At 68.0% G+C, this 25091-nt stretch carries 20 protein-coding genes and 1 tRNA gene; 17 read left to right on the top strand and 4 right to left on the bottom strand.

Annotated features, from left to right (window positions below; genetic code table 11):
- Window positions 1–263 precede the first annotated feature (263 nt).
- Window positions 264–767 (top strand): DUF2505 domain-containing protein, encoded by a 504-nt coding sequence (locus ACNUDN_RS18885; RefSeq protein WP_419123315.1) that lies wholly within the window; start codon window positions 264–266, stop codon window positions 765–767.
- 3 nt (window positions 768–770) lie between these two features.
- Here ACNUDN_RS18885 and ACNUDN_RS18880 read toward each other — a convergent pair whose 3' ends face one another.
- A complete protein-coding gene (locus ACNUDN_RS18880; RefSeq protein WP_419123314.1) occupies window positions 771–2282 on the bottom strand; it encodes a PE-PPE domain-containing protein in 1512 nt (503 codons plus the stop codon).
- A 195-nt stretch (window positions 2283–2477) separates the two neighbouring features.
- A complete protein-coding gene (locus tag ACNUDN_RS18875) occupies window positions 2478–2891 on the bottom strand; it encodes a nuclear transport factor 2 family protein (protein ID WP_419123313.1) in 414 nt (137 codons plus the stop codon).
- An 88-nt stretch (window positions 2892–2979) separates the two neighbouring features.
- On the opposite strand from ACNUDN_RS18875, the gene ACNUDN_RS18870 reads away from it, so the two are divergent.
- Entirely contained in the window at window positions 2980–3765 is a 786-nt protein-coding gene (locus ACNUDN_RS18870) for a TetR/AcrR family transcriptional regulator (protein ID WP_419123312.1), read from the top strand.
- Between the two features lie 54 nt (window positions 3766–3819).
- A complete protein-coding gene (locus ACNUDN_RS18865) occupies window positions 3820–4656 on the top strand; it encodes an alpha/beta fold hydrolase (protein WP_419123311.1) in 837 nt (278 codons plus the stop codon).
- A gap of 22 nt (window positions 4657–4678) precedes the next feature.
- Here the strand turns inward: ACNUDN_RS18865 and ACNUDN_RS18860 are convergent.
- Window positions 4679–4755, bottom strand: a tRNA-Arg gene (locus ACNUDN_RS18860).
- Between the two features lie 98 nt (window positions 4756–4853).
- On the opposite strand from ACNUDN_RS18860, the gene ACNUDN_RS18855 reads away from it, so the two are divergent.
- The 9 genes from ACNUDN_RS18855 (at window position 4854) to ACNUDN_RS18815 (ending at window position 21221) form a co-directional block, all read left to right on the top strand.
- A complete protein-coding gene (locus ACNUDN_RS18855) occupies window positions 4854–6362 on the top strand; it encodes a wax ester/triacylglycerol synthase family O-acyltransferase (protein ID WP_419123310.1) in 1509 nt (502 codons plus the stop codon).
- A gap of 26 nt (window positions 6363–6388) precedes the next feature.
- A complete protein-coding gene (locus tag ACNUDN_RS18850) occupies window positions 6389–8014 on the top strand; it encodes an HAD-IB family hydrolase (protein WP_419125218.1) in 1626 nt (541 codons plus the stop codon).
- A complete protein-coding gene (locus ACNUDN_RS18845) occupies window positions 8011–10389 on the top strand; it encodes a glycerol-3-phosphate 1-O-acyltransferase (RefSeq protein WP_419123309.1) in 2379 nt (792 codons plus the stop codon). Before ACNUDN_RS18850 ends, ACNUDN_RS18845 begins: the two co-directional genes overlap by 4 nt.
- Window positions 10390–10420: 31 nt before the next feature.
- Window positions 10421–12439, top strand: a complete 2019-nt coding sequence (locus ACNUDN_RS18840) for a bifunctional copper resistance protein CopD/cytochrome c oxidase assembly protein (protein ID WP_419123308.1) — start codon at window positions 10421–10423, stop codon at window positions 12437–12439.
- Window positions 12440–12774: 335 nt separating this feature from the next.
- The gene (locus ACNUDN_RS18835) at window positions 12775–13332 is read left to right on the top strand and encodes a single-stranded DNA-binding protein (RefSeq protein ID WP_419123307.1); all 558 of its coding nucleotides are present in this window, start codon (window positions 12775–12777) and stop codon (window positions 13330–13332) included.
- A 109-nt stretch (window positions 13333–13441) separates the two neighbouring features.
- Window positions 13442–15115, top strand: coding sequence for an energy-dependent translational throttle protein EttA (gene ettA / locus ACNUDN_RS18830; RefSeq protein WP_419123306.1), 1674 nt, complete (start codon window positions 13442–13444; stop codon window positions 15113–15115).
- A 111-nt stretch (window positions 15116–15226) separates the two neighbouring features.
- The gene (locus tag ACNUDN_RS18825) at window positions 15227–20119 is read left to right on the top strand and encodes an NAD-glutamate dehydrogenase (RefSeq protein WP_419123305.1); all 4893 of its coding nucleotides are present in this window, start codon (window positions 15227–15229) and stop codon (window positions 20117–20119) included.
- Window positions 20116–20535 carry an acyl-CoA thioesterase gene (locus ACNUDN_RS18820; RefSeq protein WP_419123304.1) on the top strand — a complete coding sequence of 140 codons (420 nt, stop codon included), beginning with the start codon at window positions 20116–20118 and terminating at the stop codon, window positions 20533–20535. The genes ACNUDN_RS18825 and ACNUDN_RS18820 overlap by 4 nt, the downstream gene beginning before the upstream one ends.
- Window positions 20532–21221 (top strand): DUF8185 domain-containing protein, encoded by a 690-nt coding sequence (locus ACNUDN_RS18815; protein ID WP_419123303.1) that lies wholly within the window; start codon window positions 20532–20534, stop codon window positions 21219–21221. The genes ACNUDN_RS18820 and ACNUDN_RS18815 overlap by 4 nt, the downstream gene beginning before the upstream one ends.
- Window positions 21222–21266: 45 nt before the next feature.
- On the opposite strand, the gene ACNUDN_RS18810 is transcribed toward ACNUDN_RS18815, so the two are convergent.
- The gene (locus tag ACNUDN_RS18810) at window positions 21267–21668 is read right to left on the bottom strand and encodes a globin (protein WP_419123302.1); all 402 of its coding nucleotides are present in this window, start codon (window positions 21666–21668) and stop codon (window positions 21267–21269) included.
- 266 nt (window positions 21669–21934) lie between these two features.
- Between ACNUDN_RS18810 and ACNUDN_RS18805 the strand changes: the two genes are divergently transcribed.
- The 5 genes from ACNUDN_RS18805 to ACNUDN_RS18785 all read left to right on the top strand — a co-directional run bounded on the left by ACNUDN_RS18805 (window position 21935) and on the right by ACNUDN_RS18785 (window position 25069).
- Window positions 21935–22612, top strand: coding sequence for an HNH endonuclease (locus tag ACNUDN_RS18805; RefSeq protein WP_419123301.1), 678 nt, complete (start codon window positions 21935–21937; stop codon window positions 22610–22612).
- 25 nt (window positions 22613–22637) lie between these two features.
- Complete coding sequence (gene ctaJ / locus ACNUDN_RS18800) at window positions 22638–22871, top strand: aa3-type cytochrome oxidase subunit CtaJ (protein ID WP_419123300.1); 234 nt, start codon at window positions 22638–22640, stop codon at window positions 22869–22871.
- On the top strand, window positions 22858–23334 hold the full coding sequence (locus ACNUDN_RS18795; protein WP_419123299.1) for a DUF5130 domain-containing protein: 477 nt from the start codon (window positions 22858–22860) through the stop codon (window positions 23332–23334). The genes ctaJ and ACNUDN_RS18795 overlap by 14 nt, the downstream gene beginning before the upstream one ends.
- A 143-nt stretch (window positions 23335–23477) precedes the next feature.
- Window positions 23478–24605, top strand: coding sequence for an EspA/EspE family type VII secretion system effector (locus ACNUDN_RS18790; protein ID WP_419123298.1), 1128 nt, complete (start codon window positions 23478–23480; stop codon window positions 24603–24605).
- Window positions 24602–25069 carry a hypothetical protein gene (locus ACNUDN_RS18785; protein WP_419123297.1) on the top strand — a complete coding sequence of 156 codons (468 nt, stop codon included), beginning with the start codon at window positions 24602–24604 and terminating at the stop codon, window positions 25067–25069. Before ACNUDN_RS18790 ends, ACNUDN_RS18785 begins: the two co-directional genes overlap by 4 nt.
- Window positions 25070–25091 lie beyond the last annotated feature (22 nt).

Genomic DNA, 25091 nt, shown 5'->3' with positions numbered 1-25091 from the left:
CGCTTCCCTGCCCCGCTCTCCAATTGTGGGCCACGTTCAGCGCAGTTGTGCTCACGTGTGGCAGCGAGCGTAGTCGCTTTTGCTGACGCAGGTGTCAGGAATCTTGGTTTTGGAGTACCGTTTTTTCGCGCCCAGACGGCGGGTGTGGGCACCGAAATTGCGGGGTGCATGATGGGCGATTCTCTCGGTGGTCCTGTGGCCCGAGCCGCTGGAACCGATTTTGTTGCAACCGAAATCACTTCTCCGGTGCGGGCGGTGTCGATGTGACCCGAGTCGTCGACTTCTCCGTCGACTCCACGGCCCGCGTCGACCAGATCTTCTGGGCCTTCGCGCAGGAGAGCTACTGGCGGGACAGGATGAAGGCGTTCGGCGGGATGGGCGTCGTGGATTCGCTCGACGTCGCGACCGACGGATCGGTGACGGTCGTGATTCTGCACGACCTCCATCCCGAAGGTCTGCCCAAGGCCTTGGCGAAGTTCTTCCCGCGCACCTGGCATGTGGTGCAGGACGAGCAATGGAGCCCTGCCGAAGACGGTTTCGTCCACGGTGAGGTCGGTGTCACGACCTACGGCGCTCCGGGCTCCGGCCGCGGCACCGCGGTGTTGACCCCCGTCGACCGCGGCTCGCGACTGAAATGCACTGCGACCGTGGACTTCAAGGTGCCATTGGTCGGTGGCAAGATCGAGGGGATGATCGGACGGTTGATGGTTCCACAATTCGCGGTGATCCAACGGTTCACCGCCAGGTGGATCACCGAGAACGCCTGATTCTCAGTCCCGACCGGAGGGCGAGGGGTCCGGGCCGGAGCCCGCCCCGGCACTGCCCCCGCCCTGAGCCGCCGAACCGCTGTTGTCGCCCGGGTCCGCGGCATCGGATCCGCTTCGAGGACCGGTCTCGTTGGGGTCCTGGCCGCCACGGTCAACCGAGGCGGGCTGCCGCTCGACAGGCGCTGTGGCGTACAGGGTGGGCTGGTCCGAATCGGCCCTGTCCCTGTGGCTGTCCCCGTCCGGGTCCCTGTCCCCGTCACCGTCGACTTCATCGGTGTCCGGGTGGGTGCTGTCGACCTCTTCGGCCGGCGCCGCATCGGGCAGCCCGTCGGGGGCACCGACTGTGATGGCGTCGAGGTTTGCGCCATTCTCCGCGGCCTGCTGCGTGCCCCCGGGTGCCGGCGGGTTCGGCACCCCGTCGACGACCTGGTGAACGTCAGATGTTCTGTCGGCCACCGTGTCCCAACCCTCCCGGATCGCACCGGGCGCCTTGGCGGCGGCGCTGATCAGCTCGCCCAGCGACGGCATGAGTCGCGCGGGGCGGTACCGACTCGGGTCGGAGGGAATGGGATTACCGCCGTAATACGCCGAGTCGACGATGAGTCTCAGCAACGGCTCGGTCAGGTCGGCAATGGTGTTGCCGAAGGGGAGCACCTCGCGCATCAACCGGGCCAGCGGGAGCTGCTCGGTGGTGTAGGTGACGTACGTCGTGTTGCCCCGGGTGGTGACGTAGGCGGTGACACGGTCGTCGACCGGGGTTTGGCAGCGCGCGTCCTGGCATGGCTGCACCTGGCCGCTGGCGAGCACCGCGCAGGTGTTGGCGGTTCCGCAGGAGACCGACGGGCGACCGTCCGGCCCCACAGGCAGGTCGATCTCGGACTGGTTGCGGTACCCGTACAGATAGGCCACCAGCGAGTTGACGTGCGCGACCAGGTTGAACAGGTCGGCCGGGGCGTTCGAGTTGTAGTTGTACTGGTAGGCGATGTCGATCACGGCGGCCGCGGTGGAGGCGGTCGGGGACGGGAACGGGTTTACCCCGATCAACGCGAACAGCGGGTACCGCGTGCCGAAACCGCCATCAGGGCGCGACACGTTGTTGTCGAGGACGAATACGGTCTTCGGCAGCGCCGGGTCGGCTCGCCGGTCGAGTCGGGTCAGCAGCAGGCTCGTGTTGGCGGCCCCCCAGCCCGACGCCAGGACGGCGTTGTCCGCTCCCGAATTGGCCTGCAGCGCCGCGTTGATCGCGGGGAGGCCGTCGAGGAAGTTGACGCCGATGAGCTCGGGGCCGGCCTGTCCGCCCGGGTTGTACGGTGCCTGGTTGAACTTTCCGCCGAAGAAACCCTCGTTCCCGGTGCCGTCCGGGTGGGTGGAACTGCCCACGACGATGAGCGCGGTGAGGTCCACCGGCGGCGCGGCGATGGACGCCGGCCGGGTGGCCGCGACCCCGCCGACGGCCGCCGCGATACCCACCGCCGCGACGCTGACCGCCGCCTGACGAACTTTGCTCTTTCTCAACGTGGCCCCCCGTCACCTTTCCAGCAGGGTAACGCGAAACGCCGCGCGCCGTGCGTCGCGGGCCCGGTGTGCTGCGGTGTCGGTGCCAGGGCCGTCCAGGGGCACGGTCGCGATCATTTCTGGCGCGCCCATGCGACGGGTTCGCTGTAGGCGCAGCCCGGGGTCGCTGTCGGCCCCGACGGGCGAGAATGGCAGCTACGGGTGTCCCCACCCGCCCTGCACCATTGTCTGGAATCGCCACCGCCCGCGGGATTTCACCAGCAGGTCCCCGTACCGCACCTGCTGGGTATGTGCACCCGCGGTGATCGTCGCGTCGGTGATCACGAAGACCAGGTTCGCGTTGATGAAGTGCGGGGTGCGCTCTGAGGTCATCGAGATGTCCATCGAGGTCTCGCCGGTCCCGCCGAGTTCACGGGTCATCTGCGCGATGAACCGGGCGCGGTCACACGACTCGGCCTGACCGTCGGTGACCTCGTTGATCGGGAACATCGCCTGATCGGCCATGCCGTCGATGTCCTTGGCCACGGCCAACTCGTCGTAGTGCGCGAACCACGTCATCACCTCCTCGATATCGGCGGGCGACGGAGCATAGCCACCGTGATCGGGCATCGAACCACCTTTCCTCGATTCGTACACAGTACACCGTACATCGTACGGAGGTAATTCGCGACGGCGACGTGCGGATACCATCGGCCGGATGGAGAGGCGTGGAAAGGGACTCGAGCGGACGGGTGCGGGCGATCCGGCGCGGACGCTGGGGCTGCTGTGGCGCGCACCCGGCGCGGGTCGAAACCTCCGTGGTCCGCGGCAGCGCACCACGGTCGACGCGGTGGTCGACGCCGCGACGGCGATCGCCGACACCGATGGGCTCGGTGCCGTGACCATGCGCGCGGTGGCGACCCGGCTGGGCATCGCCACCATGGCCACCTATACCTATGTGCCGGGGAAGTCGGAGCTGCTCGACTTGATGGTCGATACCGTGCACTCCCGGATGTCTCGTCCCGATCTGCGCGGGATGCCCTGGCGTGAAAGGGTTTCGGTCGTCGCCGACGAGAATCTGCAGATGTTGCGACGGCATCCCTGGGTTGCGCAGTTGTCGGCCACCCGCCCCCCGCTGGGGCCGGGGACGATCGCGAAGTACGACCACGAACTCAGCGCCTTCGACGGGCTGGGCCTCAGCGACCTCGACATGGATTCGGCACTGACGTATGTGCTGGGGTTCGTGATGGCGGTGGCCCGCATCGACATCGATACTCTCGACGCTCACTCAGACAGTGGCATCGACGATCAGAACTGGTGGCAGCGCGCCGAACCGCTGCTGGAAAAGGTGCTCGACGCCGAGAAGTTCCCGTTGGCGGTGCGGGTCGGCGCGGTCGCCGGACGAGCACACCAGAGCGCGTACAGCGCCCGGCACGCCTACGAGTTCGGCCTGGCACGGGTACTGGACGGCTTGGCGCCGGTGATCGAGGCCACAGGCCGGTAGCGGCCGTCCCCGGCGGGTACCAGAGGGGCACCCGAGTCGAAAGGATCCAACGTCATGACCGCGATCGCCGCCTACCGTGGACCGCTGCGCACCACGAACCTGCACGTCGACGACACCGGCGGCGACGGTCGGCCGGTCGTCCTGATCCACGGCTGGCCGTGGAACTCCGAATCGTGGGCTCCGCAGCTACCCGCCCTGCGCGCCGCGGGCTATCGGGTGGTGACCTACGACCGACGGGGCTTCGGGCGCAGCGACCGGCCCCTGATCGGCTACACCTACGAGAGCCTGTCCGACGATCTTTCGGCAGTGATGGAGGAACTCGACCTGCGCGACGCCACGCTGGTCGGCTTCTCCATGGGCGGGGGAGAAGTGGCGAGCTACTGTGCGCGCAAAGGCGTCGAGCGTCTGCGCAGCGTGGTGTTCGCGGCGTCGGTCACGCCGTTCATGTCGCAGCGCAAGGACAACCCCGAAGGTCCGCTGGGCGTGACGCAGGCGGCCAAGATGGCGGCTTCGCTGGTGGCCGACCAGGACACGTTCTACGACGAGATGATGACCCAGGTCTTCACGGCCGACGGCCGGCCGGCGGTGTCCGAAGAGCAGCGGCAGCATGCCCTGTCGATGTGTCGACAGGCCGGTAAGGCCGCCGCGTTGGCATGCATGGCCGCCTTCGGTGGAACGGACTTCCGGGAGGACCTACCCAAGGTCACGGTGCCGAGCCTGGTGATCCACGGCGACCGCGACGCCACCGTCCCGTTCGAAGGTTCCGGTCAGCGCACCCACGAGGCGCTGCCCGACAGCCGACTCCACGTGATCGCGGGCGGGCCGCACGCCATCCCCGTCAGCCACCCCGAGGAGTTCAACGCGCAGCTGCTGAACTTCCTCCTCGAATGACTGACTGACCTGACGGCCGACCTGGCGCCCCCGGCAGGAATCGAACCTGCGACCTAGAGATTAGAAGGCTCTTGCTCTATCCAACTGAGCTACGGAGGCAACGTCGAGCAGTGTATCTCGCGGGTCGCGTGTGACTGCCCTGCCCAGGGGGACTAAAGCCGCCTCGTGTGGCTGTGCCGCCGACTAGTTTGGTGCGCATGAGTAAAGCGCCGGAACTGGACGCAGCCGGGCTCCCGGAGGAACTCAGCCCACTCGACCAGATCCTGCACCGCGGTGAGGCCAACCCGCGCACCCGGTCGGGCATCATGACCGTCGAACTCCTCGACACCACACCCGACTGGGACACCTTCCGGAACAGATTCGAAAATGCGTCCCGCAAGGTGCTCCGGCTACGGCAGAAGGTCGTCACGCCCACTCTGCCCACCGCCCCACCGCGCTGGGTCGTCGATCCCGACTTCAACCTGGACTTCCACCTGCGACGGGTACGGGTTCCGCAACCGGGCACCTTCCGGCAGGTGATGGATCTGGCCGAGATCGCCGCGCAGTCGCCGCTGGACATCTCCAGGCCGTTGTGGACGGCCACCCTCATCGAGGGGGTACAGAACGGGCAGGCCGCGTTGATGGTCCACCTCAGCCACGCCGTCACCGACGGTGTCGGCGGTGTGGAGATGTTCGCCAACCTCTACGACCTGGAGCGTGACCCGCCCGCACAGCGGGCCGCACCGCTGCCGATCCCATCGGACCTCTCGCCGAACGACCTGATGCGGGCCGGTCTCAACCGGCTGCCGGGCAGCATCGTCGGAGGAGTGCGCGACGCGGTGTTCGGTGCCGCCCAGGCCGTCGGCCACGTGGTGCGCGACCCGGTCTCGCGGCTGGGCAGTGCGATCGACTACGCGATGTCGGGAGCGCGCGTCCTGGGCCCGGTCGCCGATCCGTCGCCGATCCTTCGCCGCCGCAGCCTCTCGTCACGCACCGAGGCGATCGACATCGAGTTCGGGGATCTGCACCGCGCCGCGAAAGCCGCAAGCGGCTCGATCAACGACGCCTATCTGGCCGGATTGTGCGGCGCCCTGCGGCTCTACCACGAAGCCCTGGGAGTGCCGGTCGACACGCTGCCGATGGCGGTACCGGTCAACCTCCGCTCGGAGGCGGACCCGGCGGGCGGCAACCGGTTTGCCGGTGTCAATCTCGCAGCCCCGATCGGTCTGTCCGACCCGGCGGTGCGCATCAAGGACATCCGCTCGCAGATGACGCGCAAGCGCGACGAGCGCGCCATCGACATGGTCGGAGCGATCGCCCCGGTGGTCAGCCTGCTACCCGACAGCGTCCTGGAGGCGATGGCAGGGTCGGTGGTGAACTCCGACGTTCAGGCCAGCAACGTGCCCGTCTACGCCGGGGACACTTTCATCGCCGGCGCGAAAGTGCTGCGCCAGTACGGTCTCGGACCGCTGCCCGGTGTCGCGATGATGGTGGTGTTGGTCTCGAGATCGGGCTACTGCACCATCACCGCCCGCTACGACCGGGCGTCGATCACCGATCCGGAACTGTTCGCCCAGTGCCTGCTGGCCGGCTTCGACGAAGTGCTCACCCTCGGCGGCGACGGCCGCGCCGTCCCCGCCACCTTTACCGCACCGACCGCACCGCCGGCCGCCCAGGCGAGGCCGAGAGCGCAGTCCGCCCAACCGAATGGAAGTGGCCCGCAGTGACATCGGAGACACCGAACAGCCGTCAGATGCGTCTCCCCGGTTCCGTCGCCGAGATCCAGGCCAGTCCGGAGGGACCCCATATCGGCGCCTTCTTCGATCTCGACGGCACGCTCGTCGCCGGGTTCACCGGCGTGGTGATGACGCAGGACCGGTTGCGCCGCAGGCAGATGTCGGTCGGGGAGTTCATCGGCATGGTGCAGGCCGGTCTCAACCATCAACTCGGCCGCTCCGAGTTCGAAGATCTGATCGGCAAGGGCGCGCGCATGCTGCGCGGCAACTCGGTCGACGACATCGATGAGCTCGCCGAGCGCCTCTTTATCCAGAAGATCGTCGGGAGAATTTATCCAGAGATGCGCGAGATCGTGCGTGCGCACATGGCTCGCGGGCACACCGTGGTGCTGTCCTCGTCGGCGTTGACGGTGCAGGTCGAGCCGGTGGCCCGGTTCTTGGGCATCGACAATGTGCTGAGCAACAAGTTCGAGACCGACGACGACGGTCTGATCACCGGAGAGGTTCAGCGGCCGATCATCTGGGGTCCGGGCAAGGCCAGGGCGGTCCAGGAATTCGCCTCCGCCAACGGCATCGACCTGGCCAAGAGCTACTTCTACGCCGACGGCGACGAAGACGTCGCACTCATGTATCTGGTCGGCAACCCGCGCCCGACCAACCCGGAGGGCAAGATGGCCGCCGTCGCCGCCAAGCGGGGTTGGCCGATCCTGCGGTTCAGCAGCCGCAGCGGCGCCAGCCCCATCTCTCAGGTCCGCACCGCCGCCGGCATCGCGTCGATGGTGCCGATCGCCTGGGGCGCCCTCGGCATCGGGCTGTTGACGCGCAACCGGCGCACCGGGGTCAACTTCTTCACCTCGATGTTCGGCCGGACGCTGCTCACCACCGTCGGAATCAACCTGCAGGTGCTGGGGCAGGAGAACCTGACCGCGCAGCGCCCCGCGGTGTTCATCTTCAACCACCGCAACCAGGCCGACCCGCTGATCGCGGGCCGGCTTGTCAGCGACAACTTCACCTCGGTCGGAAAGAAGGAGCTGGAGAACGACCCCATCGTCGGGACGATGGGCAAGATCATGGACGCTGCGTTCATCGACCGCGACGATCCGAAGAAGGCGGTAGAGGGGCTCAAGAAGGTCGAAGAACTTGCGCGCAAAGGCCTTTCGATTCTCATTGCACCGGAGGGGACCCGGCTGGACACCACCGAGGTGGGCCCGTTCAAAAAAGGTCCGTTCCGTATCGCCATGTCGGCTGGTATCCCCATCGTGCCGATCGTCATCCGCAACGCCGAGGTGATCGCTGCCCGCGATTCCAGCACCTTCAACCCCGGCACCGTCGATGTTGTGGTCTACCCGCCCATCCCGGTGGACGACTGGACGCACGAGAACCTCTCGGAGCGCATCGAAGAGGTGCGCCAACTCTATCTGGACACCCTCAAAGACTGGCCGCACGACGAACTGCCCCTCCCGGACCTGTACCGGCGCACCGTCTCGGAGAAGGAACCCGCAGCCCGCAAAGCGTCGGCCAAGAAGCCGCCGGCCGGGAAGACGCCAGCCGGGAAGGCGCCGGCCAAGGCGACGCCGGCCGAGAAGCCGCCGGCCAAGACGTCGCCGGCCAAGAAGACCGGCGCTCCCAAGGGCCGGCCGTGAAGGCTCGGGCCGACGACTTCGCGGCCTACACCGCCGTCGACGACACCCTGGTGCTGGCGTCGGTGTCCTCGCCCGCCGAGGAGGCACTGCTCAGCGACTGGCTGGAGGGTCAGCGACGAGAACATCCCGACTCCAAGATCGAGGTGCTCAAACTCCCGGCCGACGATGACCCGCCGCCGCCGGTGTTGGCCCAACTCGTGGAGTTGCTAAAGGCCGACGAGGATCGTTCGGTGGTGCCGGTGCGGGTGTTCTGGGTGCCCGGTGGTCTTCCGACGCGATCCAAGGTGGTCGCGCTGCTCTCGGGCCGCGACACCTACTGCCCGCCCCGGGTGCTCCAGCACGCCATTCTGCGGCGCGACCCTTCCCGTGCCCGCGTCGTCGCGGGTGAACCCGCCAAGGTCTCTGAGCTTCGGCAGCGGTGGAGCGAGGCCACTGTGGCCGAGAACCCCAGGGAATTCGCGCGTTTCGTGCTCAGGAGGGCGATCCTCGCGATCGAGCGCGTCGAATTGCGGCTGCTCGGCCCGGAGTACAAGTCGCCGCGCCTGATCAAGCCCGAGGTGCTGGCCTCGGCGCGCTTTCGCGAGGGCCTGGCGAAGATCCCCGGGGCCACCGTGGAGCAGGCCGGCGAGATGCTCGACGAACTCGGCACCGGCTGGAGTCGTTTCTCCGTCGACCTGATCCCGTCGCTGGGGCGCGCGATCTTCAGCCGAGGCTTCGACCCCAACATCGACTACGACCGCGCCGAGGTCGAAGCGATGCGGCAGGCGCTCGAAGCGCACCCGGCAGTGCTGCTGTTCTCGCACCGGTCCTACCTCGACGGGGCGATCGTGCCGGTCGCCATGCAGGAGAACCGGTTGCCGCCGGTGCACACCTTCGCCGGTATCAATCTGTCGTTCGGTTTCATGGGCCCACTGCTGCGGCGCTCCGGGGTGATCTTCCTGCGGCGCAAGCTCGACGACCCGCTCTACAAGTTCGTGCTGCGCCAGTTCGTCGGCTACATCGTCGAGAAGCGGTTCAACCTGTCGTGGGCAATCGAAGGCACCCGGTCGCGCACCGGCAAGATGCTGCCGCCCAAGCTCGGGCTGCTCGCCTACGTGGCCGATGCCTATCTCGACGGCCGAAGCGACGACATCCTGCTGCAGCCCGTCTCGATCAGCTTCGATCAGCTCCACGAGACCGCCGAGTACGCGTCGTACGCCCGCGGCGGGGAGAAAACCCCCGAGGGTCTGTCGTGGCTGGTCAACTACATCCGGGCGCAGGGGGAGCGCAACTACGGCAAGATCTACGTCCGTTTCCCCGAGGCGGTGTCGATGCGGGAGTACCTGGGCGAACCGCACCGCCCGATGACCACCGACGAATCCGCCAAACGGCTGGCGATGCAGAAGATGGCCTTCGAGGTGGCGTGGCGCATCCTGCAGGTCACCCCGGTCAACGCGACGGCCCTGGTGTCGGCGCTGCTGCTGAGCACCCGCGGGTTCGCGTTGACCCTCGACCAGCTGCACCACACCCTGCAGGACTCACTGGACTACCTCGAGCGCAAGCAGACGCCGATGACCAACAGCGCGCTGCGGCTGCGAACCCCCGACGGGGTGCGTGCCGCCCTCGACGCGCTCTCGGGTGGGCATCCGGTGACGCGCATCGACGGCGGGCGGGTCACCGTGTGGAACATCGCCCCACAGGACGAACTGGAGGCCGCGTTCTACCGCAATTCGCTCATCGACGCGTTCCTGGAGACGTCGTTGGTGGAGTTGGCGCTCGCCTTCGCCGCCCGCGCCGATTCGGATCGGCTGGACGCGTTCTGGAGTCAAGTCATGCGGCTGCGGGACCTGCTCAAGTTCGAGTTCTACTTCGCCGACTCGGCGGGCTTCCGCGAACACGTCGCCCAGGAGATGGGGTGGCATCGTCCTACGCAGGCCGCAGGCGAGGTCGGCGGTTGGGAGGCGGAGGTCGAAGCGGGCGGGGACCGGATCGACGCACTGCTACGGGAGAAGCGGCCCGCGATCGCCGGTCCGCTGTTACGTCCGTTCTTCGAGGCCTATCAGATCGTTGCGGACGCACTCATTGATGCGCCGGCGGAGATCTCCGAGAAGGATCTGACCGCCAAGGCGCTGGGTCTGGGGCAGCAGTACGTCGCGCAAGGGCGGGTGCAGAGCACCGAATCGGTGTCGGCACTGCTGTTCGCGACGGCCCGGCAGGTGGCCGTCGACCAGCATCTCCTGGAGCCGGCCGCCGATCTGGCGGACCGCAGGAAGGCTTTTCGCGCCGAGCTGCGCGGCATCCTCAGGGACATGAACACCGTCGACCGCTGCGCGCGTCGGCAGTTCTTCGCCCGTGAGCGCAGCCGTCGCGAGCTGCGCAACGACCCTGTGTCGTAGATCGCGCTCCCCTTGGTCATACGCTGGGCGCATGACCTCAGCCGCTCAGATCGCACCGGTCGGCGTGCGCCGGGCGCCGGTGTGGTCGGTGCTGGTCGGCGTCGCCGTGCTGGCCGGGATCACCGCCACGGCGTTGTCGGCGTTGTCGCTGGCCGAGGCGCTGACCGCCACCGGGTTGCCGGACCCGGGGCCGGTGACCAGCTATGGCCTGCCGTTCGTCCGGGCCGCTGGCGAGATCGCAGCGGTGACCGCGACCGGGTCGTTCCTGTTCGCGGCGTTCCTGGTGCCTCCGCAGCAGAGTCAGGTGCTCGACGTCGCCGGCTACCGTGCGCTACGGATGGGTACCGCGGCCTCGGGCCTCTGGGCGGTGTGCGCAGCGTTGATGGTGCCGCTGACGGTCTCCGACGTCAGCGGGCAGCCGCTGGGCACCCGATTGAGTCCGGCCGATATCTGGGCGGTGGCCGACCTGATCGACATCGCCGGAGCGTGGCGGTGGACCGCATTGGTGGCCGCGCTGGTCACCGCAATCAGCATCCCGGTGCTGCGCTGGTCCTGGACGCCGGTGTTGTTCGCCGGATCGCTGCTCACGCTGCTGCCCCTGGGGCTGTCGGGACATTCCTCGTCCGGCGGCGCCCATGACGTCGCGACCAACAGCCTCATCGTGCACCTCGTCGCCGGCGCGATATGGGCCGGCGGGCTGCTCGCCCTGCTGGTGCACGCGCTGCGGGGCGGCGATCACGGCCCGTTGGCGGCCCGTCGCTTCTCCGCGGTAGCACTGTGGTGTTTTGTGGCGATGGCGCTCAGCGGGGTGATCAACGCCCTGGTCCGGGTCCGACCCGGCGATCTGGTGACCACCGAGTACGGGCTGCTGCTGGTGGCCAAGGCCGCCGCGCTGGTGGTGCTCGGGGTGCTCGGCTGGCAGCAGCGCCGCAAAGGTCTGGCCGCACTGCGGGACGACCCGGGTGCCCGGGCACCGCTGATCCGGCTCGCCCTGGTCGAGGCCGTCATCTTCGGTCTCACCTTCGGGGTGGCCGTGGCGCTGGGTCGCACCCCGCCCCCGCCGCCGCTGAACCTGAACCTGTCGATACCGGCTGTTGAGATCGGCTACGACCTGGCCGGACCGCCGACTGCGGCGCGCCTGCTGTTCGACTGGCGGTTCGACCTGATCCTCGGTACCGCGGCGATCGTGTTCGCCGGGGTGTACCTCGCCGGAGTGCTTCGGTTGCGTCGGCGTGGGGATGCGTGGCCCGCGGGGCGGGTGGTGGCCTGGCTGCTGGGCTGTCTGGTGCTGCTGCTGGCGACGTCGTCGGGCATCGGGCGCTACATGCCCGCGATGTTCAGCATGCACATGATCGCGCACATGCTGCTGTCGATGCTGGCGCCGATCCTGTTGGTGCTGGGTGCACCCGTCACGCTCGCCCTGCGAGCCCTTCCGGCCGCGGGGCGAAATGCCCCACCCGGTCCGCGGGAATGGCTGCTGGCAGCGCTGCACTCCAGGGTTTCGCAGGTGCTGACCAACCCGTTCGTCGCGACCGCACTGTTCATCGTCGGCTTCTACGGCCTGTACTTCGGCGGCATCTTCGGGGCAGTGGCAGGTAGTCACGCCGCCCATATCGCGATGAACGTGCACTTTCTGCTCAGCGGTTACCTGTTCTACTGGGTCGTCATCGGGGTGGACCCGACGCCGCGGCCGATTCCGCACCTGGCCAAGTTGGGCATGGTGTTCGCCTCGTTGCCATTGCATGCGTTCTTCGGTGTGGTGCTGATGGGCACGCAGACGGTTCTGGCCGAGGGCTTCTATCGCTCGTTGCAGTTGAGCTGGCACACCGACCTGCTCGGCGATCAGCGCCTGGGCGGCGGGATCGCGTGGGCCGCTGGCGAAGTCCCGCTGGTCGTGGTGCTGCTGGCGTTGTTCGTGCAGTGGCGCCGGACCGACGATCGCACCGCCCGGCGGCTCGACCGTGCCGCCGACCGCGACGACGACGCCGACCTGGCCGCCTACAACGCGATGCTGTCCGAACTCGCCCGGCGCGAGCGGGAGAGAGGCTGAACGCCCCCGCACCAGCCGCTTATATTTTCAGCTGTTCACATATTCAGGTGTTGTGCTAGCGTCGGGTTGCGGGCCGGCCTGGTGGCACCGATGCAGCACATCGACGTTATGGCCGGCCCGCACCAGGCGGGTGGCGACCTCGATGTCCCGATCCGACCCCCCGATCCGCAGTCCCCGGTCTGTCTTCCCCAATCCGGGATTCATCCACAACGCTCGCGCCCTGAGCCGGTCCTCGGTCCCGCGGTGTCGGCGGCGCAGCGCTCAATGGCGGTGTCACCGACGGGTCGGGCACAGTGCCCGCTCCGCAGCCGAGAGAAACCGAGGAAGGCACCATCATGTTCGAGACACCTATCACCATCGTCGGCACCATCGTCACCAGCCCGGATCGCCGCTGGGTCGGCGACCAGGAGCTGTTCAAATTCCGGGTGGCCAGCAACTCGCGCCGGCGCACGGCCGACGGCACGTGGGAACCGGGCAACTCGCTGTACGCGACTGTCAACTGCTGGGGACGCCTGGTCACCGGTGTCGGTGCCGGCCTGGGTAAGGGGGACCCGGTCATCGTCGTCGGCTACCTCTACACCAGCGAATACGAAGATCGGGACGGAAACCGGCGATCGTCGTCGGAGATCCGGGCCACCTCGGTCGGGCCGGACCTGGCGCGGTGCATCGCCCGCATCGAGAGTCGCAGACACCCCGAACCGACATCGGCCACCACCTCGACCGACACCGCAACCACCACCACGACCACCACCTCGACCGACACCGCGACCCACACCGCGACCGACACCGACCCGGCCGGCACGGACTCGCACGAGTCCGACCCGACCGACGACGACAGCGTGGACCAGGACGCGACGGACCACGTCGCGGGGGCGATGCGGTTGAGCGCCTAGCGGCCAGCACCGTCGGTTCGGCCGCGCCTAGGATGGGGCGCGACTATCGCGCAGTCCGACATGATCCCGCCGAACGAGCAGCGGGATCGAGAAAGGCACATCGAAGGCAATGGCCGAATTCATCTACACGATGCGGAAGGTCCGCAAGGCGCACGGCGACAAGGTCATCCTTGACGACGTCACGCTGAACTTCCTTCCGGGCGCGAAGATCGGCGTGGTCGGTCCCAACGGGGCCGGTAAGTCGAGCGTCTTGCGGATCATGGCCGGCTTGGACCAGCCCAACAACGGCGACGCATTCCTGCAGCCGGGTGCCACGGTGGGCATCCTGCTCCAGGAACCCGAGCTCGACGAGACCAAGACGGTCCGCGAGAACGTCGAAGCGGGGGTGGCGATCAAAGCCAAGCTCAACCGCTACAACGAGGTCGCCGAGCTGATGGCGACCGACTACTCCGACGAGCTGATGGAGGAGATGGGCAAGCTCCAGGAGGAGCTCGACGCCGCCGATGCGTGGGATATCGACTCCCAGCTGGAGCAGGCGATGGATGCCCTGCGTTGCCCACCGCCCGACGAGCCCGTCACCCACCTCTCCGGTGGTGAGAAGCGTCGCGTCGCGCTGTGCAGGCTGCTGCTGTCCAAGCCTGACCTGCTGTTGCTCGACGAACCCACCAACCACCTCGACGCCGAGAGCGTGCTGTGGCTGGAGCAGCACCTCGCCGAGTACAAGGGCGCCATCCTCGCCGTCACCCACGACCGGTACTTCCTGGACAACGTCGCCGAGTGGATCCTTGAGCTCGACCGCGGGCGCGCCTACCCCTATGAGGGCAACTACTCCACCTACCTGGAGAAGAAGGCCGAGCGCATCGCCGTCCAGGGCCGCAAGGACGCCAAACTGCAGAAGCGCCTCAAAGACGAACTGGACTGGGTCCGCTCGGGCGCCAAGGCGCGACAGGCCAAGAGCAAGGCCCGTCTGCAGCGCTACGAGGAGATGGCCGCCGAGGCGGAGAAGACCCGCAAGCTCGACTTCGAGGAGATCCAGATCCCCACAGGCCCGCGCCTGGGCAGCGTCGTGGTGGAGGTCGAACACCTCGACAAAGGTTTCGACGGTCGCCAGCTGATCAAGGATCTGTCGTTCACACTGCCGCGCAACGGCATCGTCGGCGTGATCGGCCCCAACGGTGTCGGCAAGACCACACTGTTCAAAACCATCGTCGGCCTCGAGCAGCCCGACAGCGGCACGGTCAAGGTGGGCGAGACGGTCAAGTTGAGCTACGTCGACCAGAGCCGTGCGGGCATCGATCCGAAGAAGACGGTGTGGCAGGTCGTCTCCGACGGATTGGACTACATCGAGGTCGGTCAGAACGAGATACCGTCGCGCGCCTACGTCTCGGCATTCGGGTTCAAGGGCCCGGATCAGCAGAAGCCGGCCGGTGTGCTCTCCGGTGGTGAGCGGAACCGGCTCAACCTGGCTCTGACCCTCAAGGAGGGCGGCAATCTGCTGCTGCTCGACGAGCCCACCAACGACCTCGACGTCGAGACGCTGGGCTCGCTGGAGAACGCGCTGGAGAACTTCCCCGGCTGCGCGGTGGTGATCAGCCACGACCGGTGGTTCCTCGACCGCACCTGCACCCACATCCTGGCCTGGGAGGGTGACGCCGACAACGAGGCCAAATGGTTCTGGTTCGAGGGGAACTTCGCGGCCTATGAGGAGAACAAGATCGAGCGAATGGGTGCCGAGGCAGCGCGTCCGCACCGGGTGACCCACCGGAAGCTGACGCGGGGATAGGCTCTCCGTGCGGACCAGGTAACCGGCGCGGACGCGAGACCGAAGCAACCGAAGCAGGGCGCCCGGTTACGGCCAACGGCGGCCGGTGCGCGCGTGAGTCAGGAGCGGCGAATGTCGTTGAACCCAGGTGCGATAAACAGCTCGGTCGGCCCGGCGGCCTCCGCGGAAGTCATCGATCGACTACTGCCCGCCTACCTGGCGACCTACCGGGGTCCGCACGCCGGTGCGCCCGGGGCCGAGGGCGCCGTCACGGGTCCGCTGCGGCGCGGCAGCGCCGACACCGTGAACGGTCCGGCGTTGGTGGAGGCGCAGTACCGCCTCGGCAGCCAACGGTCGCCGGGAGCCACCCGCGTCGCGGTCTACCCCGCCGATGTCGAGGGTGGGTTCGGACCGGCCCTGCAGGTGGTCACCGACAACGCGACGATGCTGATGGACTCGGTGACGGTGCTGCTGCACCGGATCGGGGTCGCCTACACCGCGATCATGAATCCGGTCTTCCGGGTGCGTCGTGGGGCAGGTGGCGAGCTACTCGACATCGTGTCCGCCTCGGAGGCCACGTTCGGCGATGGGATCGACGAGACGTGGGTCCATGTTCAGCTGGCCGAGACCGTCGATCGGCGGGCACTCGCCGAGGTCGAGGGGTTGTTGCCGCGGGTGCTGGCAGACGCCCGGCAGGTGGCGCTGGACTCCACCGACATGGCCGCGGCGTTGCGGATCCTCGCCGCCGAACTCGACGCTGACTCCGGGCGACGATTCCCGAGCCCCGACCGCAAAGACGTCGCAGCCCTGCTGCGGTGGCTGGCCGACGGTCACTTCGTGCTGCTGGGCTATCAGCGTTGCCCCGTGCGGGACGGGCACGCGACCGTCGACACCTCCAGCCGCCTCGGGGTTCTGCGCCTGCGCACCGACGTGCTGCCGCAGTTGACCAACAAGGACGAGCTGCTGACCCTGGCGCAGGCCACCATTCCCAGTTTCCTGCGCTACGGGGCGTATCCGCAGATCGTGGTCGTGCGCGAGCAGCCCGCCGAGCCCGGAGCCGACGACACCACGGCGATCGAACACCGCTTCGTCGGGCTGTTCACCGTCGCGGCGATGAACGCCAACGTCCTGGAGATCCCGCTGGTCTCGCGGCGCGTCAACGATGCCCTCGCGATGGCGCACAAGGATCCCAGCCATCCCGGGCAGCTGCTGCTCGACATCATCCAGACCATTCCCCGCTCGGAGCTGTTCGCTTTGAGCGCGCGGGGCCTGCTCGACATGGCGATGGCGGTGGTCGACCTGGGGTCGCGCCGCCGCACCCTGCTGTTCATGCGGGCCGACCCGCTCGCGCACTTCGTGTCGTGCCTGGTGTATCTGCCGCGTGACCGCTACACCACGGTGGTGCGGCTGGCCATGCAGGACATCCTGGTCCGCGAGCTCGGCGGCGTCAGTATCGACTACGCCGCCAGGGTCAGCGAATCGCCCTGGGCTGTCGTTCATTTCACGGTCCGTCTGGCAGAGGGCTCCCGCCAGCAGGATGTGGACGTCTCGGAGGCCAACGAGTCGCGCATCCAGGATCTGCTGACCGAGGCGGCACGCACCTGGGGGGACCGGCTGCTCGGTGCGGTCGGCTCCGGTGGCCCGATCGACCACGGCACCGCCGAGCATTACGCGTCGGCGTTCTCCGAGGTCTACAAGCAGGCCATCGATCCGGCACATGCACTCAACGACATCGCGGTCATCGAAGAGCTGCGGGACGATTCGGTCACGTTGGTGCTCACCGACGTCGATGACACCGCCAACGCCGAATCGGGAGTGTCCCATCTCATCTGGTATCTCGGCGGACGGTCGGCCTCGCTGAGTCAGCTGCTCCCGATGTTGCAGTCGATGGGCGTCACGGTTCTCGAAGAGCGACCGTTCACCGTGACTCGGCCCGACGGGCTGCCGGTGTGGATCTACCAGTTCAAGGTGTCCCCGCACCGTGGCATCCCGGACCCCCCGCCGGGGCCGGAGCGCGAGGCGAACGCCGAGCGCTTCGCCGACGCCGTCACCGCGATCTGGCACGGTAACGCCGAGATCGACCGGTTCAACGAGCTGGTGCTGCGTGCCGGTCTGACCTGGCGCCAGGTGGCCGTGCTACGCGCCTACGCCAGATACCTCAAACAGGCCGGTTTCTCCTACAGCCAGTCCCACATCGAGTCGGTCCTCACCGACAACGCCGCCACCGCCCGCTCGCTCGTCGAGCTGTTCGAGGCGTTGTTCCGTCCGGTCGAGCAGAGTGCAGGCGGGGCCAACCGCGACGCGCAGGCCGCCGCGGCCGCTGTCGCCGCTGACATCGATGCGCTGGTCAGCCTCGACACCGACCGCGTGTTGCGGGCGTTCGCGTCGATGATCCAGGCCACCCTGCGCACCAATTTCTTCATCACCCGACCCGAGTCCGCTCGGGCCCGCAACGTGTTGTCGTTCAAGCTGAATCCGGAGTTGATCGACGAACTCCCGTTGCCCCGGCCGAAGTTCGAGATCTTCGTCTACTCGCCACGGGTGGAGGGCGTGCACCTGAGGTTCGGTTTCGTCGCCCGTGGCGGCCTGCGCTGGTCGGACCGCCGTGAGGATTTCCGCACCGAGATCCTGGGATTGGTCAAGGCGCAGGCGGTCAAGAACGCCGTGATCGTCCCGGTCGGCGCCAAGGGCGGCTTCGTGGTGAAGAACCCGCCCACACCCACCGGTGACGCCGCCGTAGACCGCGACGCCACCCGTGCGGAGGGCGTCGCCTGTTACCGGCTGTTCATCGCCGGTCTGCTCGACATCACCGACAACGTCGACAAGGTCAGCGGCGCGGTCGTCACGCCGGCCGGCGTCGTCCGGCGCGACGGCGACGACGCCTATCTGGTGGTGGCCGCCGACAAGGGCACCGCGACGTTCTCCGACATCGCCAACGACGTCGCGAAGTCCTACGGCTTCTGGCTGGGTGACGCGTTCGCCTCGGGCGGGTCGGTCGGCTACGACCACAAGGCCATGGGCATCACCGCCAAGGGTGCCTGGGAGTCGGTGAAGCGACACTTCCGGGAAATGGGTGTCGACACCCAGTCCGAGGACTTCACCGTGGTCGGCGTCGGCGACATGAGCGGTGACGTGTTCGGCAACGGGATGCTGCTGTCCCAGCACATCCGCCTGCTCGCCGCCTTCGATCATCGGCACATCTTCATCGATCCGAACCCCGACGCCGCGTCCTCGTGGCGGGAGCGTAAGCGACTGTTCGATCTGCCCCGTTCCAGCTGGGATGACTACGACAAGTCGCTGATCAGTGCCGGCGGCGGGGTCTACAGCCGCCAGCAGAAATCCATCGCCGTCAGCCCGGAGGCGCGGGCGGCGCTGGGCCTCGACGACGACGCTGTCGAGCTCACGCCGCCGGCGCTGATGAAGGCGATCCTCAAGGCGCCGGCGGATCTGCTGTGGAACGGCGGTATCGGCACCTACATCAAAGCCGAGTCCGAAGCCGACGCCGATGTCGGTGACCGTGCCAACGACGCGGTTCGGGTCAACGGGAACCAGGTGCGCGCCAAGGTGATCGGTGAGGGCGGCAACCTCGGCGTGACGTCACTGGGCCGCACCGAGTTCGACCTGTGCGGCGGACGGATCAACACCGACGCGCTGGACAACTCCGCCGGTGTGGACTGCTCCGACCACGAGGTCAACATCAAGATCCTGATCGACTCGCTGGTCACGGCGGGCAAGGTGGCCGCCGAGGACCGCACCGATCTGCTGCTGTCGATGACCGACGAGGTCGGTCGCCTGGTGTTGGCCGACAACGAGAGCCAGAACGACCTGATGGGAACCAGCAGGGCGAATGCGGCCAGCCTGCTGTCGGTGCATGCCCGCATGATCAAAGACCTCGTCACCCAGCGTGGTCTGAACCGGGAGCTCGAAGCTCTGCCGTCGGAGAAGGAGATCAATCGCCGCACCGATGCCGGAATCGGCCTGACCTCACCGGAACTGGCGACGCTGATGGCCCACGTGAAGCTGGCGCTGAAGGCTGATCTGCTCGACGGGGACCTACCTGACCAGGAGGTGTTCGCCAGTCGGCTGCCAGGCTACTTCCCGGCCACGCTGAGCGAGCGGTTCGGTCCCGACATCCGGGCCCATCAGTTGCGCCGCGAGATCGTCACCACCATGTTGGTGAACGACGTGGTCGACACCTCGGGCATCTCGTACGCCTACCGGGTCACCGAAGACGTCGGCGTCGCCCCGGTCGACGCGATTCGCAGCTTCGCCGCCGCCGACGCCATCTTCGGTCTCGGGCGGGTGCGTCAGCAGATCCGGCAGGCCGGTGCAAACGGCGTGTCGGTGGCGACCACCGATCGGATGACGCTGGATCTGCGCCGCCTCATCGACCGGGCGGCCCGCTGGCTGCTGAACTACCGGCCGCAGCCGCTGGCGGTGGGCGCCGAGATCAACCGCTTCGCCGATAAGGTCGCGATGCTGACCCCACGCATGCCCGAGTGGTTGCGCGGTGACGACAAGGCGATCGTCGCCAAGGAGGCGGGTGAGTTCAGTGCCCAGGGGGTGCCCGCCGACGTCGCGTACATGGTCGCGTCCGGGTTGTACCAGTTCAGCCTGCTCGACGTGATCGACATCGCCGACATCGTCGACCGGGACCCGGCCGAGGTCGCCGACACCTACTTCGCGCTGATGGATCACCTGGGCACCGACGGACTGCTCACCGCGGTGTCCCGGCTGTCCCGGGTCGACCGCTGGCATTCGTTGGCTCGGTTGGCCATCCGCGATGACATCTACGGCTCGCTGCGGGCGCTGTGTTTCGACGTGCTGGCCGTGGGTGAGCCCGACGAGGACGGTCTGGAGAAGATCGCCGAGTGGGAGATGACCAACAGTTCGCGAGTCAGCCGGGCGCGCCGCACGCTCACCGAACTCTACGAAAGCGGTGAACACGATCTGGCGACGTTGTCGGTTGCTGCCCGGCAGATCCGGAGCATGACCAGGACGAGCGGGACGGGGTCGAGCGGGTGACCGATGGGCAGGGCTTCACCGCTGCGGTGCATGTGCGGTGGTCGGACATCGACATGTATCAGCACATCAACCACGCCACCATGGTCACCCTTCTCGAGGAAGCCCGGATCCCGTTCCTGCGCGAACCTTTCGGCGACGAGATCACCACTATCGGCCTGCTCATCGCCGAGGTCAACATCTCTTACAAGGCCCAGTTGCGGCTGATCGATTCTCCACTGCAGGTGACCATGTTCGCCGAGCGGGTCCGCGCGGTTGACTTCACCATCGGCTATGAGGTGCGCTCGGTCGGGGCGCCACCCGACTCCAGGCCGGCCGTGGTCGCCGACACGCAGCTCGCCGCGGTGCACATCGAAGAACAACGGCTGCAACGGCTTTCGGGAGCGCAGCGGGAGTACCTGAAACGTTGGGCACGGTGATCGGCGCTGAGCGTGGGTTGTGGCTCGACACGCCTTCGCAGGCTGCCCAGCGGGAGAACCTGGGCACCTTCATCGAGCGGGCGATGCGACTCGACGAGGCCGCGGTGGTGCGCTTACGGCAACGGGACCGCAGCATGGTGGTCGCCTGGGTGGCGACCGGGTTCGACGTGCTGGCCAGCCGGGTGGTGGCCGGCCGGGTGGCCCCCGACGATCTGTGCGCCGGCGCGGACGCGCTGCTGACCGGCCTGCGCGCGGTCACCGCCGACGGGTTCGTCGCCCCCGGGTTCGGCATGGACTCGGCGTGGCGTGGCGCGCTGCCGCCGGACACCGGATTCGTCCACCTCGACGACGTCCCGGTTCGGGTCGTACTGGATCTGGCACAGCGGGGGACGGACCTGGCCAAGGAGCACTCCGGCGCGCACGGCCCACCGGCGTCCCTGCTGGATCAGGAGGTGGTGGCCGTCTCGACACCCGCGGACCGCGTCGGCATCCCGATGCGGTGTGTGTTCGCACTGACGGCGATGGGTTTTCTGCCGCAGTCACCGACCGGCGACCGGTTCGCCCCGGAGTCGGTCAGCGCCGACGAGGTGGTGCGGGTACGTGCCACGGCAGCCTGGCTGCGCATCGACGCCCGGTTCGGCAGCGTGTACCGCCGCCGCGGTGACCCCGCCGTGGTACTGCGCTGAGGCGCCTCGCGCGCTGTGCCCGCCCGGTCACGAGTCCGGCCGCGATCAGAACGCGGAGTTGACCATCGACTGGGCCGCCATCTCCAGGTAGGCGATCAGTTCGCGGCGGTGCGTGTCGTCGAGCGTCGCCGAGTCGATCTCGGCGACCGCGGTGTGCATGCACCGCAGCCAGGCGTCGCGCTCCAGGTATCCGATCCGGAACGGGGCGTGGCGCATCCGAAGCCGTGGATGGCCGCGTAGATCCGAGTACGTACGCGGACCGCCCCAGTACTGCTCGAGGAACATGCGCAGACGTTCTTCGGCTCCGTCGAGATCGTCCTCGGGGTAGAGCGGCCGAAGGATCTCGTCCTCGCGGACGAGTTGATAGAACCTGGACACGATGCTGCGGAAGGTGTCATGCCCGCCGACCGCGTCGTAGAACGACTGTTGGCTGTGCTGCGCGTCCATCGCCTCCATTGTGAGGCATTCCTCGTGGGCACGGGCTGTGGGGCAGCGGTTGTGGGGCCCGGTCCGGCGGCGTCACGGTTTCTTCCGCAGCGGGGCCGGCCGCAACCGAACCGGCGGCGACGGTTCGGCGATCCCGCGCTCTCGTGGCCTCGGCGGCCGCGGACGAGAGTCCGGTCACGAGATGTTCATCGGACTGACCAGCGAACACGTGCGGAATTGCCGTGCGATCGGCCCGGATCCGTGGTGGACTGTCGGACGGAGGACGTATGGCGCAGCGTAAGAACGGACGCGGCCACCGGCATCACCGGACCGCGGCGGGCTCAACCGGGTCGACATCTGCCACTGCCTCGCGCGCATTGCACAGCGTTGCCTCGGGAATCGGCTCGGCAGTGGACACCGTCTCCCCGATGGCACACGACGCGTCGGTCTGGGGTCGCCGACGGGTGCTGTTGCTGAACTCGACCTACGAGCCGCTGACCGCCCTGCCGATGCGTCGCGCGGTGATCATGCTGATGTGCGGAAAAGCCGACGTCGTCCACGACGACCCCGTGGGTCCGGTGATCCACTCGGCGACGCGGTCGATCGTCGTCCCGACGGTGATCCGGCTGCGCACCTTCGTGCGGGTCCCCTACCGGGCACGGATACCGATGACCCGCGCGGCGCTGATGCACCGGGACCGGTTCCGCTGTGCCTACTGCGGCGCGAAGGCCGACACTGTCGACCACGTGATTCCGCGCAGTCGTGGTGGCGCCCACTCGTGGGAGAACTGCGTCGCGGCGTGCTCGGCGTGTAATCACCGCAAGGCCGACCGACTGCTGTCCGAGCTGGGGTGGGCGTTGCACACCACGCCGTTGCCGCCCAAGGGTCAGCATTGGCGGTTGCTGTCCAGCGTCAAGGAACTCGACCCGGCCTGGGTGAGATATCTGGGTGAGGGAGCGGCCTGACCCGGCCGTGGGATACGGTTTCGTCGTGACCTCAACAGCTTTAGTGCACGCAAGCTTCGTCGTCATCCCGTTGGCGCTGGCCGGGCTCCTGTCGCTGTTCATCTTCACCAAGAAGGGCCCGCACCCCGCGACGTTCGACATGTCCGAGAAATGGACACACGAGCCGATACTGTGGGCGGCCGAGGAACCTGCGGACCACGGCCACGGCGGCCACGGCTCGCACCTGACGATCGGAGGTGGCGCAAGTGGCAAGTGGTGAGCTGACCAAGGCGGGCGCGCTCGACCTGGCCGAACTGCCGTACGGATCGGCGATCACGGCCAGTGGGCGGATCTCGGCGGTCACCGAGCCCGGCGTGCTCTCGGTGCAGTATCCGTTCCCGACCAAAGACCTGGTGATCCTCGACAACGCGCTGAAGTTCGGATCGCGGGCGGCCAAGGCGCGCTTCGCCGTCTACATCGGTGATCTCGGCGCGGACCCCGCAGCCACTGCGCGGGAGATCCTCGGCAAGGTGCCCACCCCCGACAACGCCGTGCTGCTGGCGGTGTCGCCCGACCAGCGGGCCATCGAGGTCGTCTACGGTTCGCAGGTCAAGGGCCGCGGAATCGAGGAAGCTGCCCCGCTCGGGGTCTCCGCCGCCGCCGCATCGTTCAAAGAAGGCAACCTCATCGACGGCCTGATCAGCGGCATCCGGGTGTTGTCGGCCGGCGTCTCACCGCGCTGACCCGCCGGTCCCGCGCAGTCCGCGTGGACCGGTCGGCCCCGCGGGACCTCCGCGGTCGAGTCGGCCCTGCCGATCCCGGGGAGAAAGTGCGCGGGAAGGTCACCGCTACGCCCTACCCTTGAAGCGTGGAGGGACTCTGACCGGTGGCTGCGCTCGATGCTTTCATGGCGATCTGGTCCAAGGCACGCGGGACGTTCGGCGACGGGGTACCCCAGGACGGGTCGGCCTACGACGCGAGCACTGCAGTGACCCGGCTTCAGGGGGATGTGCGCGCTGCCGCGCCCGGCGCCGGTTGGGCCGGTACCGCTGCTGAGGCCTATGGCTCGGCGAATGAGCGCCAGGCCGCGGTGCTGGGCGAGACCGCGCGGCTGGATCAGCGCCTGCGTGCCGAGATCGACCGCTCGGCCGAGGTTGTCCAGGCAGGTCGTCGCGATCTGGACGCGGTTCGCGAACGTGTCCACTCCGCCGCCGCCGGTGTTCCCCCGACGTCGCTGGGGGAGAGCATGCTCTACCCGGTGATCAGCCAGGGCAGCGGCGAGGTCGCCGATATCCTGCAGCGCTCCAATGCCGATCTGAACGTCATCGCCGGTCGCATCGGCACGATCGCCTCGGAGTACCAGGCCCTCGGTGTGGGCACCGTCCCGGAGAACGGCCCGACAGCCGGGCAGGGTGAGGACGACCAGGACGGGCCGTCCTTCGTCCGTGGTGAGGACCAGCAGGGCTGGCGCTACCCGTTCGATCCGCCCCCGCCGTCGGACTCGGCACCCGGTGGTGGCCGGTGGGAGTACGGCAAGGGATACCCGCCCGGTCCCGGCGGCGGCCCGCCGGTCGGACCATTCCCGACACCGCAGCCCTGGGAGAAGCCCGTGGTCCCGCCGGTGGTGGGGGGAACGACCGGGCTGCAGGACGTCGTGCCGCCGCCGCCGAACGGCTGGGGCGAGAAACCTCCGGTGGTGTTGCAGGAGGCGTACCGGATCCGGGTGGTCGGCGAATCTTTCAGCAATGTCGACGGGCACGTGCAGTGGGTGCAGCGGGATGGCATGTGGCATCAGGCGCAGTGGATCGACTATCAGTTCGAGGCCGAACACGTGCGGCAGGCCACCGGCAAGATCTCGGTACCCTGGGGTTTCAACGACTGGAACCCGATCGACATCAAGGACGTCTACCGAATCCAGGTGGAGAACCCACGGCTGACGATGTATCTACCCACCCCCGCGGGCGGGGTGTTTGAGCTGGATCCGATGCGCCCGGGTGCGTCGGTGACGCGATGAGCGGACGGCACCGGCGGTGGCGGTGGGCCGCCCTGACCCTCGCGGTGATCGTCATCGCCGCCGGCGGGCTCGCCTGGTGGGCGATCGACGGCGACGGCTCCGCATCGAGCGCCGACTGCGATGTCGCGGCGGACACCGTCATCCGGTGGCAGGCCGCAGTGGCGGACTTGGCCCCGGTTCAGGGAGCCACCGGGCCGAGCGACGAGGTCGTCGACGAGCAGTATCTGCAGATGGCGACGATGGTGCAGGCCGCGGCTGATTCTGTGACGACGCCCGACATCAAGCAGCGCCTGACCGATTGGGCCGCGGCGGCCGATCGGCTCGCGACGTCTCATCGAGACGTCCCCGGTGGCGCCGAGCCTGCTCAGACGCCCGAGCAGATGGACGAGGTCTTCACTCCGATCAACGATGCCGTCGGGGCTCTCGACGAGCTGTGCCCGGACATGCCCTCGGCTCAGCAGTGAGAGCAGGCCGCGCGCCGGGCGC

The sequence above is a fragment of the Mycobacterium sp. smrl_JER01 genome (genome assembly GCF_048513595.2).
In the GTDB taxonomy this organism is placed as follows: domain Bacteria; phylum Actinomycetota; class Actinomycetes; order Mycobacteriales; family Mycobacteriaceae; genus Mycobacterium.
Note: the sequence above shows the minus strand (reverse complement) of the source record. Positions and strands in the feature narration are given on the sequence as shown.

Coding starts and splice junctions, on each gene's coding strand:
- ACNUDN_RS18825 (WP_419123305.1), top strand. CDS start 15,227: ATGTCGTTGAACCCAGGTGCGATAAACAGCTCGGTCGGCCCGGCGGCC.
- ACNUDN_RS18850 (WP_419125218.1), top strand. CDS start 6,389: ATGCGTCTCCCCGGTTCCGTCGCCGAGATCCAGGCCAGTCCGGAGGGA.
- ACNUDN_RS18810 (WP_419123302.1), bottom strand. CDS start 21,668: ATGGACGCGCAGCACAGCCAACAGTCGTTCTACGACGCGGTCGGCGGG.
- ACNUDN_RS18835 (WP_419123307.1), top strand. CDS start 12,775: ATGTTCGAGACACCTATCACCATCGTCGGCACCATCGTCACCAGCCCG.
- ACNUDN_RS18865 (WP_419123311.1), top strand. CDS start 3,820: ATGACCGCGATCGCCGCCTACCGTGGACCGCTGCGCACCACGAACCTG.
- ACNUDN_RS18870 (WP_419123312.1), top strand. CDS start 2,980: ATGGAGAGGCGTGGAAAGGGACTCGAGCGGACGGGTGCGGGCGATCCG.
- ACNUDN_RS18805 (WP_419123301.1), top strand. CDS start 21,935: ATGGCGCAGCGTAAGAACGGACGCGGCCACCGGCATCACCGGACCGCG.
- ettA (WP_419123306.1), top strand. CDS start 13,442: ATGGCCGAATTCATCTACACGATGCGGAAGGTCCGCAAGGCGCACGGC.
- ACNUDN_RS18840 (WP_419123308.1), top strand. CDS start 10,421: ATGACCTCAGCCGCTCAGATCGCACCGGTCGGCGTGCGCCGGGCGCCG.
- ACNUDN_RS18875 (WP_419123313.1), bottom strand. CDS start 2,891: ATGCCCGATCACGGTGGCTATGCTCCGTCGCCCGCCGATATCGAGGAG.
- ACNUDN_RS18855 (WP_419123310.1), top strand. CDS start 4,854: ATGAGTAAAGCGCCGGAACTGGACGCAGCCGGGCTCCCGGAGGAACTC.
- ACNUDN_RS18785 (WP_419123297.1), top strand. CDS start 24,602: ATGAGCGGACGGCACCGGCGGTGGCGGTGGGCCGCCCTGACCCTCGCG.